Source organism: Vibrio sp. La 4.2.2 (assembly GCF_027586995.1).
Lineage (GTDB): Bacteria > Pseudomonadota > Gammaproteobacteria > Enterobacterales > Vibrionaceae > Vibrio > Vibrio mediterranei.
Window position 1 is genome coordinate 37,637 of record NZ_JAPPTJ010000016.1, and the last position, 15,822, is coordinate 53,458.

18 protein-coding genes are annotated in these 15,822 nt (G+C 45.1%); all 18 read right to left on the reverse strand.

Going from position 1 to position 15,822, the window contains the following annotated elements; translation table 11 throughout:
• Nucleotides 1–11: 11 nt before the first annotated feature.
• Nucleotides 12–1,415: a F0F1 ATP synthase subunit beta gene (gene atpD / locus OH456_RS24060; RefSeq protein WP_006073055.1), complete on the reverse strand. Its 1,404-nt coding sequence runs from the start codon at nucleotides 1,413–1,415 to the stop codon at nucleotides 12–14.
• A gap of 35 nt (nucleotides 1,416–1,450) precedes the next feature.
• Nucleotides 1,451–2,317, reverse strand: coding sequence for a F0F1 ATP synthase subunit gamma (atpG, locus tag OH456_RS24065; protein WP_006073057.1), 867 nt, complete (start codon nucleotides 2,315–2,317; stop codon nucleotides 1,451–1,453).
• Nucleotides 2,318–2,358: 41 nt separating this feature from the next.
• Nucleotides 2,359–3,900 carry a F0F1 ATP synthase subunit alpha gene (atpA, locus tag OH456_RS24070; RefSeq protein WP_006073059.1) on the reverse strand — a complete coding sequence of 514 codons (1,542 nt, stop codon included), beginning with the start codon at nucleotides 3,898–3,900 and terminating at the stop codon, nucleotides 2,359–2,361.
• A 13-nt stretch (nucleotides 3,901–3,913) separates the two neighbouring features.
• Entirely contained in the window at nucleotides 3,914–4,447 is a 534-nt protein-coding gene (gene atpH, locus OH456_RS24075; RefSeq protein WP_031493873.1) for a F0F1 ATP synthase subunit delta, read from the reverse strand.
• Nucleotides 4,448–4,461: 14 nt separating this feature from the next.
• Nucleotides 4,462–4,932, reverse strand: a complete 471-nt coding sequence (gene atpF, locus OH456_RS24080; protein ID WP_006073063.1) for a F0F1 ATP synthase subunit B — start codon at nucleotides 4,930–4,932, stop codon at nucleotides 4,462–4,464.
• 82 nt (nucleotides 4,933–5,014) lie between these two features.
• Entirely contained in the window at nucleotides 5,015–5,269 is a 255-nt protein-coding gene (gene atpE, locus OH456_RS24085) for a F0F1 ATP synthase subunit C (protein WP_006073065.1), read from the reverse strand.
• 60 nt (nucleotides 5,270–5,329) lie between these two features.
• On the reverse strand, nucleotides 5,330–6,136 hold the full coding sequence (gene atpB, locus OH456_RS24090) for a F0F1 ATP synthase subunit A (RefSeq protein WP_006073067.1): 807 nt from the start codon (nucleotides 6,134–6,136) through the stop codon (nucleotides 5,330–5,332).
• A gap of 8 nt (nucleotides 6,137–6,144) precedes the next feature.
• Nucleotides 6,145–6,534 carry a F0F1 ATP synthase subunit I gene (locus OH456_RS24095; protein WP_006073069.1) on the reverse strand — a complete coding sequence of 130 codons (390 nt, stop codon included), beginning with the start codon at nucleotides 6,532–6,534 and terminating at the stop codon, nucleotides 6,145–6,147.
• 191 nt (nucleotides 6,535–6,725) lie between these two features.
• Nucleotides 6,726–7,607 carry a ParB/RepB/Spo0J family partition protein gene (locus tag OH456_RS24100; protein ID WP_006073071.1) on the reverse strand — a complete coding sequence of 294 codons (882 nt, stop codon included), beginning with the start codon at nucleotides 7,605–7,607 and terminating at the stop codon, nucleotides 6,726–6,728.
• Between the two features lie 23 nt (nucleotides 7,608–7,630).
• A complete protein-coding gene (locus tag OH456_RS24105) occupies nucleotides 7,631–8,404 on the reverse strand; it encodes a ParA family protein (protein ID WP_038224165.1) in 774 nt (257 codons plus the stop codon).
• Between the two features lie 13 nt (nucleotides 8,405–8,417).
• Complete coding sequence (gene rsmG, locus OH456_RS24110; protein WP_006073075.1) at nucleotides 8,418–9,053, reverse strand: 16S rRNA (guanine(527)-N(7))-methyltransferase RsmG; 636 nt, start codon at nucleotides 9,051–9,053, stop codon at nucleotides 8,418–8,420.
• The gene (mnmG, locus tag OH456_RS24115) at nucleotides 9,050–10,945 is read right to left on the reverse strand and encodes a tRNA uridine-5-carboxymethylaminomethyl(34) synthesis enzyme MnmG (RefSeq protein WP_088876468.1); all 1,896 of its coding nucleotides are present in this window, start codon (nucleotides 10,943–10,945) and stop codon (nucleotides 9,050–9,052) included. The genes rsmG and mnmG overlap by 4 nt, the downstream gene beginning before the upstream one ends.
• A 473-nt stretch (nucleotides 10,946–11,418) precedes the next feature.
• Nucleotides 11,419–11,856, reverse strand: a complete 438-nt coding sequence (mioC, locus tag OH456_RS24120; RefSeq protein ID WP_270034368.1) for an FMN-binding protein MioC — start codon at nucleotides 11,854–11,856, stop codon at nucleotides 11,419–11,421.
• Between the two features lie 9 nt (nucleotides 11,857–11,865).
• Complete coding sequence (gene mnmE / locus OH456_RS24125; protein ID WP_252038590.1) at nucleotides 11,866–13,227, reverse strand: tRNA uridine-5-carboxymethylaminomethyl(34) synthesis GTPase MnmE; 1,362 nt, start codon at nucleotides 13,225–13,227, stop codon at nucleotides 11,866–11,868.
• 111 nt (nucleotides 13,228–13,338) lie between these two features.
• Complete coding sequence (gene yidC, locus OH456_RS24130) at nucleotides 13,339–14,961, reverse strand: membrane protein insertase YidC (protein WP_006073083.1); 1,623 nt, start codon at nucleotides 14,959–14,961, stop codon at nucleotides 13,339–13,341.
• A gap of 2 nt (nucleotides 14,962–14,963) precedes the next feature.
• Nucleotides 14,964–15,221, reverse strand: coding sequence for a membrane protein insertion efficiency factor YidD (yidD, locus tag OH456_RS24135; protein ID WP_081836355.1), 258 nt, complete (start codon nucleotides 15,219–15,221; stop codon nucleotides 14,964–14,966).
• The gene (rnpA, locus tag OH456_RS24140) at nucleotides 15,188–15,544 is read right to left on the reverse strand and encodes a ribonuclease P protein component (protein WP_081836356.1); all 357 of its coding nucleotides are present in this window, start codon (nucleotides 15,542–15,544) and stop codon (nucleotides 15,188–15,190) included. Before rnpA ends, yidD begins: the two co-directional genes overlap by 34 nt.
• Before the next feature lie 9 nt (nucleotides 15,545–15,553).
• Nucleotides 15,554–15,691, reverse strand: coding sequence for a 50S ribosomal protein L34 (rpmH, locus tag OH456_RS24145; RefSeq protein ID WP_004400210.1), 138 nt, complete (start codon nucleotides 15,689–15,691; stop codon nucleotides 15,554–15,556).
• Between the last annotated feature and the right edge of the window lie 131 nt (nucleotides 15,692–15,822).

Here is a 15,822-nt window from a genome sequence, read left to right on the forward strand (position 1 = left end):
CCTATTTAGCCTTATAGCTTCTTAGCATTCTCGATAGCATCGTCGATAGTACCGCAGTACATGAACGCTTGCTCTGGAATGTCATCGTAGTCACCAGCTAGTAGACCTTTGAAGCCACGTAGAGTCTCTTTAAGAGGTACGTAGATGCCTGGGTCGCCAGTAAATACTTCCGCTACGTGGTAAGGCTGAGTTAGGAAACGCTCAATCTTACGAGCACGAGATACAACTTGCTTATCTTCTTCAGATAGCTCGTCCATACCTAGGATCGCGATGATGTCTTTCAGCTCTTTATAACGCTGCAGTGTTTGCTGCACACCACGAGCTACCTCGTAGTGCTCTTGACCAACGACTAGTGGATCAAGCATACGAGATGTTGAATCTAGTGGGTCAATCGCTGGGTATAGACCCATAGCAGCGATGTTACGGTTAAGTACAACCGTTGCATCCAAGTGCGCGAACGTTGTTGCTGGAGACGGGTCAGTCAAGTCATCCGCTGGTACGTATACCGCCTGTACAGACGTGATAGAACCAGTTTTTGTTGACGTGATACGCTCCTGTAGTACACCCATCTCTTCTGCAAGAGTTGGCTGGTAACCTACCGCAGATGGCATACGACCTAGAAGTGCCGATACCTCTGTACCTGCAAGTGTGTAACGGTAGATGTTATCAACGAACAGCAGTACGTCACGACCTTCGTCACGGAACTTCTCTGCCATTGTTAGACCAGTCAGAGCAACACGTAGACGGTTACCTGGAGGCTCGTTCATCTGACCGTAAACCATTGCTACTTTTGATTCTTCAGGCTTCTCAACGTTTACAACGCCCGCTTCCTGCATCTCAAAGTAGAAGTCGTTACCTTCACGAGTACGCTCACCTACACCCGCAAATACGGATAGGCCTGAGTGTTGTAATGCGATGTTGTTGATAAGCTCCATCATGTTAACGGTCTTACCTACACCTGCACCACCGAATAGACCGATTTTACCACCCTTAGCGAATGGACAAACCAAGTCGATTACTTTAACACCCGTTTCTAGAAGAGCGACTTCGTTAGATTGCTCTTCGTAGCTTGGCGCTTCACGGTGAATCGCATAGCTTTCTTCTGCACCGATCTCACCACACTCGTCAATCGCATCACCAAGTACGTTCATGATACGACCAAGAGTCTTAGTACCTACTGGTACTGAGATTGGCGCGCCTGTGTTCTCTACTGTTACGCCACGACGTAAACCATCAGAGCTACCCATTACGATACAACGAACTACGCCACCGCCTAGCTGTTGTTGAACTTCAAGAACAAGACGCTCTTTAGAGTCCGTTACGTTTAGAGCGTCGTATACACTTGGTACGTCACTCTGTGGGAACTCTACGTCGACTACCGCACCGATGATCTGTACGATCTTACCTGTAGCCATCGTTAATCCTCTAATCTATTTCGTTTTACCTAAGCTTAAACCGCAGCTGCGCCGCCAACGATTTCTGATAGTTCTTGTGTGATAGCCGCTTGACGCGCCTTGTTGTACACAAGCTCTAGATCATCAATCAAGTTGGTCGCATTGTCCGTTGCAGCTTTCATTGCAATCATTCGAGCCGCTTGCTCACAAGCAAGGTTCTCTACCACACCTTGATACACTTGAGATTCGATATAACGAAGCAATAGTGCGTCTAGTAGTGGTTTTGGCTCAGGCTCATAAATGTAGCCCCATGAATGTTCGCGCTGCATCTCTTCACTGTCAGATTTAGGCAGAGGTAGCAATTGATCGATCGTTGGTTCCTGAATCATAGTGTTCACAAAGTGGTTATACACTACGTACAGGCGATCCAATTCGCCTTCGTCATACTTCTTCAGCATAACGCCTACCGTACCGATTAGGTCTTCTAGACTTGGCTCATCACCCAGACCAGATACCTGTGCCGCTACTTTTGCGCCGCTGTTGTTAAAGAATGCTGTCGCCTTTGAGCCAATAATAGCTAACTCGATTTCAGCACCTTTATCTTTCCAACCTTGCATCTCTACAATGGCTTTTTTAAACAAGTTAATGTTCAAGCCACCACAAAGACCACGGTCAGTAGAAATAATGACATAACCAACACGCTTGGCTTCACGCTCTTCTAGGTACGGATGTTGGTACTCTAGGTTTGCGTTTGCCAAATGACCGATCACTTTACGCATAGTTTCAGCGTATGGACGAGAAGCTTCACGCGCATCTTGCGAACGACGCATTTTTGAAGCTGCTACCATTTCCATCGCTTTCGTAATTTTCTGAGTGCTTTTAACACTACCGATTTTATTACGTATCTCTTTTGCGCCGGCCATCGTTACTCTCCATAAGTGGTGACCAAAAGGTCACCCACCAATTACCAAGTCTGAGTTGCTTTGAAATCGTCAGTCAGTTTCTTAAGCTGAGCTTCGATATCATCGTTGTAAGCACCCGTAGTGTTGATCTCTTTTGCAAGATCAGCATATTGACTGTGAGCATACGATAGAAGCGCTGCTTCGAAGTCTAGAATCTTGTTGATTTCAACATCATCTAGGTAGCCGCGCTCAACAGCAAAGATAACTAGTGCTTGGTCAAATACAGACATTGGAGCATATTGCTTCTGCTTCATTAGTTCTGTAACTTTTTGACCGTGGCTTAGCTGACGCTTAGTTGCTTCATCTAGATCAGATGAGAACTGTGCGAATGCCGCTAGTTCACGATAAGCAGCTAGTGCAGTACGGATACCGCCAGATAGCTTCTTAATGATCTTAGTCTGTGCTGAACCACCTACACGAGATACTGAGATACCTGGGTCAACCGCTGGGCGAACACCCGCGTTGAAGGCTTCAGTTTGTAGGAAGATCTGACCATCGGTAATCGAGATTACGTTTGTCGGTACGAATGCAGAAACGTCACCTGCTTGAGTTTCAATGATAGGAAGAGCAGTCAAAGAACCAGTCTTACCTTTCACTTCACCGTTAGTGAAACGCTCTACGTACTCTTCGTTTACACGAGCTGCACGCTCTAGTAGACGTGAGTGGAGGTAGAATACGTCACCTGGGAATGCCTCACGGCCTGGTGGACGTTTAAGTAGTAGAGAGATCTGACGGTAAGCTACCGCTTGCTTAGATAGATCATCATAAACAATCAGAGCGTCTTCACCGCGGTCACGGAAGTACTCACCCATTGCACAACCAGAGTATGGCGCAAGATATTGCAGTGCAGCAGATTCAGATGCAGATGCTACAACAACGATAGTGTTTTGTAGTGCACCGTGCTCTTCCAGTTTACGCACAACGTTTGCGATTGTAGATGCCTTCTGGCCAATCGCTACGTAGATAGAGAAGATACCAGAGTCTTTCTGGTTGATGATTGCATCGATCGCCATAGCGGTTTTACCGATCTGACGGTCACCGATGATAAGCTCACGCTGACCACGACCGATTGGGATCATTGAGTCAACTGACTTATAACCAGTTTGTACTGGCTGATCAACCGATTTACGGTCGATTACACCCGGTGCAATCACTTCAACTGGTGACGTAAGTTTAGCTTCAATTGGACCTTTACCATCAATTGGCTCACCTAGCGTGTTTACAACACGACCAAGCAATTCTGGACCAACTGGTACTTCAAGAATACGACCAGTACCTGTTACTTTCATGCCTTCCTTAAGGTCAGCATATGGGCCCATTACTACCGCACCAACCGAGTCACGCTCAAGGTTAAGTGCTAGTGCATAACGGCCACCCGGTAATTCAATCATTTCACCTTGCATCACGTCCGCTAGGCCGTGAATGCGAATGATACCATCGCTTACCGATACGATAGTACCTTCATTACGAGCTTCACTCACAACATCGAAAGATTCGATACGCTGCTTGATTAGGTCGCTAATTTCTGTGGAATTAAGTTGCATGCTCCAATCCCCATCAAGACTGCATTGCTTCACTCAGGCGGTTCAAACGACCACGTGCTGAGTTGTCAATTACAAGATCTCCGGCTCGAATAATAACCCCACCAAGTAGGGTCTCATCTACACTGCAATTCAGCTTAACTTTGCGTTCTAGACGCTTCTCAAGTTTGTCGCTGATCGCTGCAAGTTGCTCGTCGTTTAGAGCTGACGCTGAAATCACTTCAACATCAATTTGTTTTTCTAGCTCTTTTTTGAAAGCTACAAACTCTTCTAACACATACGGCAAGGCTGCTAGTCGACCATTTTCAGCCATAACTTTAATCAAGTTTTGACCGAATTCATCAAACTGTTCACCACCAACGGCAATGAAGATATCAGCGACTTTTTTCGCCGTTACAGAACCTGATAACAGGTCTGCAATGTCTTCATTCTTGGTAATTTCAGCGGCAAAAGTTAACATTTCAACCCATTGGTCTAATGCTTGCTTTTCTACCGCAAAGTCAAATGCTGCTTTAGCATAGGGGCGTGCGATTGTAGTCAATTCAGACATATGCGCCCCTCGCCTTAAAGTTTCGCAGTAATATTGTCGAGAATATCTTTTTGCGCATCCTTATCGATACTACGCTCAAGAATCTTCTCAGCACCAGCTACAGCCAGAGTTGCAACTTGTTTGCGCAGCTCATCACGGGCACGGTTACGTTCAGCTTCAATTTCTGCTTCAGCTTGAGCAAGAATCTTCTGGCGTTCTGCCAAAGCTTCTTCACGAGCTTCATCAACAATTTGTGCTTTACGCTTGTTTGCCTGTTCAATGACCTCTGTTGCAGTGCGCTTCGCTTCCTTCATTTGGTCAGAAGCGTTGGCTTGTGCTAGATCCAAGTCTTTAGCAGCGCGCTCAGCGGCTACTAGACCGTCAGCAATTTTTTTCTGACGTTCTTCAATCGCATTCATGATTGGTGGCCATACATACTTCATGCAGAACCACACAAATAGTGCGAATGAGATTGCTTGACCTAGCAGAGTTGCGTTCATATTCACAACAGCTACCCCTCTAATGGTTCATTGACGAGCTAAAGTTTAATCAGGTGACAAGTCCGAAACTTGTCTGAGAAAAAGCTGATTAACCTAGCTGACCAACGAATGGGTTCGCGAATGTGAATAGCAGTGCGATAACAACACCGATCATAGGAACCGCATCAAGTAGACCTGCGATGATGAACATCTTAACTTGAAGCATCGGAGCCATTTCAGGTTGACGAGCCGCGCCTTCAAGGAATTTACCACCTAGAAGACCAAAACCGATCGCCGTACCAAATGCTGCCATACCGATAATGATACCTACGGCGATTGCAGAAAAGCTCAGTAAAGTTTCCATTACTATCTCCAATTTATAGTTGTTGGCTTAAATTTGCCCAAATAAAAAGCGTTAATAAAGTTAGTGATCGCTGTCTTCGTGTGCCATTGATAGATAAACAATCGTTAGCATCATAAACACGAAGGCTTGAATCGTAATAACCAGAATATGGAATATCGCCCATGGTAGTGAGCCCATCCATTGTAAATACCATGGTAGCATTGCAGCACAAAGAATGAAGACCACCTCACCCGCAAACATGTTACCGAACAGACGCATACCGAGAGACAGTGGCTTTGAAAGCAAAGACACGACTTCGATCAGCATGTTGAAAGGAATCATGATTGGATTGTTAAATGGGTGTAGCGTCAATTCTTTTGTAAAGCCAACTAGACCTTTTACTTTGATGCTGTAGTAAATCATCAGAGCAAAAACACCTAGCGCCATAGCCATGGTGATATTGACATCAGCAGAAGGAACCACTTTGAGATAAGGGATGCCCATCTGCTCTGCAGGGTAAGGTAAGAAGTCAATTGGAACAAGGTCCATGACGTTCATTAAAAATACCCAACAGAAGATAGTTAGTGCTAAAGGCGCGATTAGCGCGTTGCGTCCATGAAACGTTTCTTTGACGTTGTCGTCAACGAATTCCACGATCATTTCAACAAAACACTGCAGCTTGCCCGGCACACCAGCTGTTGCTTTCTTAGCTACTGAACGAAACACTCCTAGGAATATCAGACCAGTAAACACAGAAAAAAACAGGCTATCGATATGTACGTTCCAGAAACTCGTCTCCTCCACTAGACCGAGACTTCCTAAAGAAAGGTTGGTCAAGTGGTGAGTGATATATCCGGCCGATGTTAGCGCTTCACCTGGCGCAGCCATAACTCATCCTATTTTTTGTTGTTGACGAATATTACTGGTGCCATAAGGTTAATTAAGACGGCCAGTAAAAAAGTGAGATTCAAGGGAATCACTTCCACCTGAATATACATGTAAGCAATCGAGAATAGAGCAACCGTAATGAGGATTTTCAGAGTCACTCCTGCGTAGAAAGACGCGGCAACCTTTTTCGCTGCTCGAGCCCCACTAAACAAAAATGCACACAATGCAAAAACCGCATTAGCGATAACAAAACTGCCACCACCAATGAGCGCTGAAATTCCCCACTCAGCATTTACAGCTACTGCCATTCCAACAGCTACCAATGTAACCGCGCTGGCTTGAATCAGTAACAATCGCTTTGCAAGCTCTCGTCCTGGTCTAGCTAGCACAGCTACCATGTATTCTTACCTATAGTTTTTTCCACAATGCACCTAAATTACTACTGTGCTGGGAGATTCGCGAAAATTATACTTTCCGACAAAGTTATTGCAATCAAACAGCACCAAAAAGGTGCTATTTCGTTCACAAAACCATAACTTTCGCACAAAATTTCAATTTATAAATAATTGACCTACATCAATTATCTCATTTAGCTCTCAAGCTTGGCAATAAGTTGCTCCAATTTGTGAGGTTCATCAAGACTTATCGTTACTTTTGCTTTTCCGCTTGCATTTCGTACAAGAGACACTTTTGCACCCAGAATTTCACTTAAACGATGTGAAATTTCTTTAGCATCACGGTCTTCTGACTGTTTTTTCTCTGAAGAGTTCGGTTTTAAGCACTTTTTCACTAAATCTTCGGTTTGACGAACCGTCAGCTGTTTCTTAGCAACAGTGTCCGCAACCTCACATTGAACTTCACCTTCCAATGCTAATAGTGCGCGAGCGTGACCCATATCTATCTGTTTCGCTTCAACTAGCTTCTTCACAGATGGCTCTAGTTGATTCAAACGCAGCAAGTTACTAACCGCAGTACGTGATTTACCAATCACATCGGCCACTTGCTGGTGGGTCAATTCAAATTCGTCTTGTAGCCTTTCCAGAGCCTGAGCTTCTTCAATGGCGTTTAGGTCTTCACGTTGAATGTTCTCAATTAGCGCCATCGCAACTGCAGCACGATCCTGAACGTTCTTCACCAGACAAGGCACCATTTTCAGGCCAGCTTGTCTTGCCGCTCGCCAGCGTCTTTCACCAGCAATAATTTCAAATTGCTCATGGCCAACACTTCTGACCACAATAGGTTGAATAATACCTTGCGATTGAATGGAAGCTGCGAGCTCTTCGAGTGCTTCAGGAGCCATATCTTTACGCGGCTGGTAAATACCAGGGCGCAGACTATTGATTGAAAGTTCAGCCAGATCACCATCGGTAGATAGGCTTTGGCTTTGCGTTGCGACTTGTTGTTTTTCTCTGGCAATAGAACTCGTCGACAAAAGCGCGTCGAGCCCTTTGCCTAAACCACGTTTAGACATTGAATCTATTTTCCTTAAGAGCGTTAAGCCAATACTTCTTCGCGTCGTAGCATCTCACCAGCAAGGGCAAGATAAGCTTTGGCACCGGCGGAATACTTGTCGTAGTACATCGCTGGTTTACCATGACTTGGCGCTTCTGCGAGGCGTACATTCCTAGGGATAACGGTTCGATAAACCTTGTCTCCGAAGTGTTTTTTCAATTGTTCAGACACTTCGTTAGCAAGACGATTTCGAGGGTCGTACATGGTACGTAGTAGCCCTTCGATCTTCAGGTTTTCATTGACTACCGCTGCCAACTTACTGATGGTATCCATCAATGCCGTCAGTCCCTCTAAGGCAAAGTATTCACATTGCATTGGCACTAACACAGAGTCAGCAGCAGCCATTGCGTTTATTGTAAGTAGGTTCAAAGAGGGAGGACAATCGATAAAGATGAAATCATAGTTATCGCGGATTGGCGCAAGTGCATGTTTTAAACGCACTTCTCTAGCAAACACTTCCATGAGTTTAATTTCAGCTGCCGTAACATCTCCATTAGCAGCGATGAGGTCAAACTGACCAGAAGTGTCCTGACAAACTACCTGTTCAAAAGGAAGCTCATCAACCAGCAAATCGTAAGCAGTTGTTTCAACTTGATACTTATCGACGCCACTGGCCATCGTCGCATTTCCCTGCGGATCAAGATCTATCACTAATACCTTACGTTTAGTGGCAGCCATTGATGCCGCTAAATTTACACACGTGGTAGTTTTACCAACGCCACCTTTTTGGTTCGCAATAGCGACAATTTTTCCCACGACAACTTCTCCATTATCCCTTCTTGGATAAGATTACAAGATGACGGTCACCTTCCAACTCAGGAACTTGCAAAGGTTTGATATCGATCACAGAACACCACTCCGGTAGCTCTGAGACTTCCTGTTCATGAAGTTGACCTTTTAATGCATAGAAGCGACCACTCTGTGATTTTGGTAAATGTTCACACCAATTCACCATATCGGTCATAGAGGCAAAGGCTCGACTCAGAACACCATCAAAGCCACCTTCAGGATCAAACTCTTCGACTCGAGATTGAACCGCAGTCACATTAGACAGTTTAAGCTCGTGAACCACCTGTTTGATAAAACGAATACGCTTACCTAAGCTATCAAGCAAAGTGAATGAACGGTTTGGATGCATGATCGCCAAAGGAATCCCTGGCAGTCCCGGTCCCGTTCCAACATCAATAAAACGCTCACCTTCGAGGTGCTCACCAACAATGATGCTATCAAGGATATGTTTCACTAACATATCTTCAGGTCGACGCACCGAAGTCAAGTTGTAAGCCTTATTCCATTTATCAAGTAATTGGACATAGCCTACAAGTTGCTGCTTTTGAAGTTCAGAGACCTCTAATGAGGTCTCTGATAATAATTGTTCAAGTTTTACGGTTAAGTTGTTGCTCACGCGGCTTCACCTTTTTTAAGCATTCCTTGTTTCTTCAAGTAAACCAACAGGATGGAAATCGCTGCAGGTGTAATACCAGAAATACGGGAAGCAATTCCAACCGTTTCAGGTTTTGCTTCTGTCAGCTTGGCAACGACCTCGTTAGACAGCCCTTTCACATCGCTGTAATCAAGATCGGCTGGGATCTTGGTGTTTTCATGACGAAGCGACTTAGCTATCTCATCTTGTTGGCGCTGAATATAACCTTCATATTTCACCTGGATCTCAACTTGCTCACTGGCTTGTTGATCTTCCATCGCGGGTGCGAATGCGTCTAATGACGTCAATTGTGAATAGTTCAATTCCGGACGACGTAGTAGATCTTCACCGCTTGCTTCGCGAGAAATAGGGGTCTTCAGTAGCACATTAAGTGCTTCGATACCCTCGGATTTTGGATTAACCCATGTTTCTTTTAGGCGCTGACGCTCAGTCGCCATGTTATTCAGTTTTTCGTTGAATCGCGACCAGCGTTTCTCGTCAATTAAACCGAGATTATGCGCATGTTCAGTCAAACGAATATCCGCATTGTCTTCACGCAGCAATAGACGATATTCCGCACGAGATGTAAACATGCGATAAGGCTCTTTGGTACCCATGGTTGATAAATCGTCAATCAGTACGCCCATATAAGCCTGATCACGACGTGGGCTCCAGCCTTCTTTGCCTTGCGAGTAGAGGCTAGCGTTTAGACCTGCCATTAGACCTTGTGCCGCCGCTTCTTCGTAACCGGTGGTGCCATTAATCTGGCCAGCAAAGAACAAACCAGAAATAAACTTGGTTTCGTAAGTCTGTTTTAGATCACGAGGGTCAAAGAAATCGTATTCGATAGCATAACCAGGGCGAACAATATGCGCGTTCTCAAAACCTTTCATTGAACGAACGATTTGTACCTGTACATCAAACGGTAAACTGGTTGAGATACCGTTTGGATACAGCTCATGCGTGGTTAAACCTTCAGGTTCGATAAAGATCTGATGGCTATTTTTGTCCGCAAAACGCATGACCTTATCTTCAATAGAAGGGCAATAGCGCGGTCCAATACCTTCGATCACGCCGGCATACATTGGGCTTCGATCGAGGTTATTGCGAATCACCTCATGCGTGGACTCATTCGTGTGCGTAATGAAACACGGAATCTGCGTTGGATGTTGGTTGCGGTTACCCATGAAAGAAAAAACAGGCGTAGGGTTATCACCATGCTGCACTTCTAGTGCAGAAAAGTCGACGCTTCGAGCATCAATACGTGGAGGTGTACCTGTTTTTAAACGATCTACGCGAAATGGTAACTCTCGCAAACGAGCCGCGAGTGCAATGGATGGTTGATCGCCCATACGACCGCCAGAAGAGCTCTCCATACCGATATGGATCTTACCACCTAAGAAAGTACCAACCGTTAATACAACGGATCTCGAATGGAATTTTAATCCCATCTCAGTTACTACACCGCGTACTTGATCTTGTTCCACGATCAAGTCATCCACCGACTGTTGGAATAGTGTTAAGTTTGGTGTGTTTTCTAGGGCGTTACGCACATAAGCCTTGTATAACGCACGATCTGCTTGAGCGCGTGTAGCACGAACGGCTGGACCCTTTGACGCATTCAGCGTACGAAATTGAATACCTGCATGATCAATGGCCTCTGCCATCAAACCACCCATAGCATCCACTTCTTTAACCAAATGTCCTTTACCAATACCACCAATGGCAGGATTACATGACATTTGACCTAACGTATCAATATTATGAGTTAGCAGTAGTGTCTTTTGCCCTGTACGAGCAGATGCGAGTGCGGCTTCCGTTCCTGCATGTCCGCCACCAACTACGATGACATCAAATGTTTCGTGATAAAGCATGAACCGACCTCAGTATTCAATCGAGAAATTTAGACAAACCAAAAGGAGCAGTATTCTACCGCTTTTCTTGAAGTGAGAAAAACGGTTTTCACATTTTTTGGATCCAAGAAATAAGTAATATAAAGATAAGATCTATATATATGATCTTTTATTAGATCTATTATTAGGATCCTCGTTCTCTGTGGATAAGTCGAAAATGATCAACAAATCCATGGATCTTTTTGTGATCGCTTGTTGTGATCTAGTTTTGATCTGGCACTGTATTAGCTGGGATCAAAAAGGCTAGTTATACACAGGGAAAGGAGAGCTTGAAAGTTGTTCTTTGGATAAATATAGGTTTTTCACCGAAAAGATCATATTTTATCCACAGATTGATTGGTCAGAAATTACTCGTTATGAGTGAATTGAAGTTGAAGAGTTACTCACAGGTATAAAAAAAGCGGCCGAAGCCGCTTATTATTAAGTGTTTGCTTCTAGCGAAACTTGCTTATGTGTTCATTGAGCCAAACTTCCGCAGCGTCTTCTGGCACGGGATCATTGAGAACATCGATTTGCAGGCAGTCTGTCAGTGGTGTCGCGCCGATGTCTTCAAGTAACTCGTAAGCGTGTTTACCGGCTGCACAAAACGTATCATAGCTAGAGTCACCTATGCCAACGACAGCGTATTTCACGTTCGACATGCGAGGTGGTGTATCTTGCAGAGCTGAGATGAAAGGCTGGATATTATCTGGGTAATCTCCAGCTCCATGCGTTGAGGTGATTAAAAGCCAAATCCCTTCGGCCTCAATGTCACTCAACTCAGGCTGATTGTGGATTGTGGTTTCTAGCCCTTGTTCTATAAGTAGGTCACTCAAGTGGTCACCGACATATTCCGCACCGCCAAGTGTGCTACCTGTGATGATATGAATCATTAATGTTCCTTATTTACCAATACAGAATGAAGAGAAGATACGACCAAGCAGATCGTCGGAGCTAAACTCTCCAGTAATCTCATTCAGATGTTGCTGAGCAATACGAAGTTCTTCAGCCAGAATTTCGCCCGCCATATAACCTTCTAGTTGCTGCTGTCCGATATCGAGATGCTCAGCAGTTCGCTCTAACGCATCAAGGTGTCGACGTCTTGCCATAAAGCCACCTTCATTGGCACCAGAGAAGCCCATAATGGCTTTTAGGTGTTCTCGTAAAGCTGGCACACCCTCACCAGTGCGTGCAGAAAGTCGAATTAGGGTTGGATCATTAACATGGCAGATCCCTAGCGTTTCGCCTGTTTCGTCAACCTTATTGCGGATCACGGTAATGCCGATCGAACTTGGTAGGCGATCGATAAAGTCGGGCCAGATTTCTTTTGGATCCGTAGCATCTGTTGTGGTGCCATCTACCATGAAGAGAACGCGATCAGCCTGCTCAATCTCTTCCCAAGCTCGCTCAATACCAATACGCTCTACCTCATCGGAAGCGTCACGTAGACCTGCAGTATCAATGATATGCAGTGGCATTCCGTCTATATGGATGTGCTCTCTCAGGACATCTCGAGTCGTGCCTGCGATATCGGTAACGATAGCCGACTCTTTCCCTGATAGAGCGTTGAGCAGGCTAGATTTACCTGCATTTGGGCGACCAGCAATAACCACTTTCATCCCTTCGCGCATAATGGCACCTTGGTTGGCTTCCTTACGAACGGACTCTAAGTTATCAATGATATGTTGCAGGTCACCAGCGACTTTGCCATCCGCTAGAAAATCGATTTCTTCTTCTGGGAAGTCGATAGCCGCTTCTACATAAATACGTAAATGGATTAGCGATTCCACCAGCACCTGAATGCGTTTAGAGAATTGCCCTTGAAGAGATTGCAGTGCCGATTTAGCAGCCTCTTCTGAACTGGCATCAATTAAATCGGCAATGGCTTCTGCTTGGGTTAAGTCCATTTTATCGTTGAGGAATGCGCGCTCACTAAATTCGCCAGGTCTTGCTGGACGAACGCCCGGAATGAGCAGGATGCGCTTAATCAGCATGTCCATAACAACAGGGCCGCCGTGTCCTTGTAGTTCAAGAACGTCCTCACCAGTAAACGAATGTGGGTTAGGGAAGTATAGAGCGATCCCTTGATCAAGCTCGCTGCCATCTTGTGCTTTAAATGGCAGATAGTCGGCGTAGCGCGGTTTAAGCGTTTTCCCTGTCACTTGTAAGGCAACCTCAGCAGCGAGAGGGCCTGATACTCGTATAATGCCCACGCCACCGCGGCCTGGGGCTGTGGCTTGTGCCACAATAGTGTCTGTTGTCATTGTGTTGCCTAATCGCAGTACTTTAGCCAAATTGTAATCATGGTAAATGAAAAAGGCGACCATTTAGGCCGCCTTTTATTCTATTCGCGTATTGTTAACCAATCAGCAGGACTACTTAGAGTGTAATCCTTTCTTCTCCAGCGCTCGATAAATCAAGGTTTGCTGAATCAGAGTAACGATGTTCGATACCAACCAGTAAAGAACTAGACCTGATGGGAACCATAGGAAGAAGAAGGTAAACATAACCGGCATAAAGGTCATGATCTTCTGCTGCATTGGATCGGTTACTGTTGTCGGGCTCATTTTCTGGATCAAGAACATACTTGCACCCATTAGTAGAGGCAGAATGTAGTATGGGTCTTGAGCTGAAAGGTCATGAATCCAACCAAAGAACGGTGAATGACGCAGCTCAACCGACTCCATTAGTGCCCAGTAAAGTGCAATGAAGATTGGCATCTGTAGCAAGATTGGTAGACAGCCACCTAGAGGATTTACTTTCTCTTTCTTGTACAGTTCCATCATTTCTTGGCTCATGCGTTGGCGGTCATCGCCGATACGCTCACGCATTGCTTGCAGCTTAGGCTGAAGCATACGCATTTTCGCCATCGAGGTGTATTGCGCTTTTGTTAGTGGGTACATGGCACCACGAACAATGAAGGTCAAACAGATGATAGCTAGACCCCAGTTAACAACGATACCTTGAATGAACGATAGTAGCGTGTGAAGTGGTTTTGCAATGAACCATAACCAGCCGTAGTCTACTACTAGATCTAGGTTTGGCGCAGTTTCAGCCATTTGCTTCTGAAGTTTAGGACCAGCCCAAAGTGTAGCTTTCAGTGTTGCTGATTGGCCATCTGCAATTGTTGCGTTTGGCATACGAACACCGATATCACCTAGGTTACCGATTACACGAGTGTAAAGGTTAGTACCTGGTGCTTCACGAGGAATCCATGCTGCTGCGAAGTAGTGTTGGATCATCGCTGCCCAACCTTGACCGTCTGTCAGGTTAAGAGACAGGTTGCGATCTTGCATATCTTCGAAGCTGTATTTTTTATAGCGAACGTCTTGAGTTGAGTATGCGCCGCCATTGTATGTTGGCATTGTGATGCTGCCGCCTTTGTCTTGTAGATTTTGACGAAGGTGAGCGTACATGCCGAACGTTGCATTTTGGCCAGAGTTGTTGTCTACATCGTATTCAACATCAATTGCGTAGTTGCCACGTTTTAGAATGAAGGTTTTGGTGTAAGAGATGCCATTCGCTTCGAATGTCATTGGAACACGCAGTTCATCTTGACCGTCAGCAATGGTAAAGCTGTCTGCTGACACGGTATAAGCTGGACGGCTTGTGCTGCTTAGGTCAATACCCTGAGGACCTACCAGACCACTTTGAGCGATAAACTGGTGACCTTGATCGTCTTTTAGAAGTTCAAACGGTTCGCTAGATTCTAACTCAGTTGCGTACTCGTTTAATTTTGCTGTTACTACATCACCGCCAACGGTATTAATACCTAGCGTTAGTACGTCAGTTTTCACTGTGATGATTTTTTCTGCAGCAGTTTGGCTTTGACCAGGTGCAGGATCATGCTCATCAGCGAAAGATGGCGCAGGTAGAGTACTGCTTTGCGTCTGTTGGGTCGGAACTGGCGCTGGATTCTTATACGATTGCCATTGTTGGAACAGCAAAAAAGAAACTAAAGCCAAACCGATTAACAGAATATTACGTTGAGAATCCATCGTTATTTATCTCTGTCTTGTTTTTGGACTGGTGGAACGGGGTCAAATCCCCCTTCATTCAAAGGATGGCATTTTAATAGACGTTTGCCTGATAACCAACATCCTTTTACAAAACCGTGAGCTTTCAAGGCTTCTATAGCGTAAAGAGAACAGGTTGGGGTGAACCGACAACGAGGTCCGATAAGAGGACTGATAATCCACCTATATAGGTAGACGAGTCCGATAGCTAACCACGCGAAGGGCGAGACAGGCGATGCCATAACTTATCTAGAAGTTTGAACATTTCTTCATTGCTTAGAGTTTGCGCACTCTTCTTTGCAATTACAACAAAATCTTTGCTTGGAAGTTCATGTTGTTTGTTACGAAAACTTTCACGTACCAGACGCTTGAAGTGATTTCTAGCAACAGCTGTTTTTATCTGTTTTTTAGGAACCGCAAGACCAAGACGAGGGTGTGAGAGAGAGTTTTTACGAGCAATGATGGTGAAATGAGGGGAGCCAGCTCGATGAGCTTGCTTAAATACGTTTTGATAATGCTCGGGAGTTAACAAACGTAACTCCCGAATAAAGGCGTGCTTATTCAAAATAGAAAATTATTTTGATAGGCGTGCACGGCCTTTAGCACGACGTGCATTGATTACTTTACGACCGTTCTTAGTCGCCATGCGAGCACGGAAACCGTGAGTACGCTTGCGCTTTAGAACTGAAGGTTGAAAAGTGCGTTTAGACATGGTTATTACCTTTACTGATCAGTAGTTTTAGGTTCTCGTTGAACCCGGCGTGGGACATATTTCCCTACTCTATATATAGAGAGGAAATCCGACGCCTCTCAACAAAGAGGCGGAATTGTAATCACTGACTC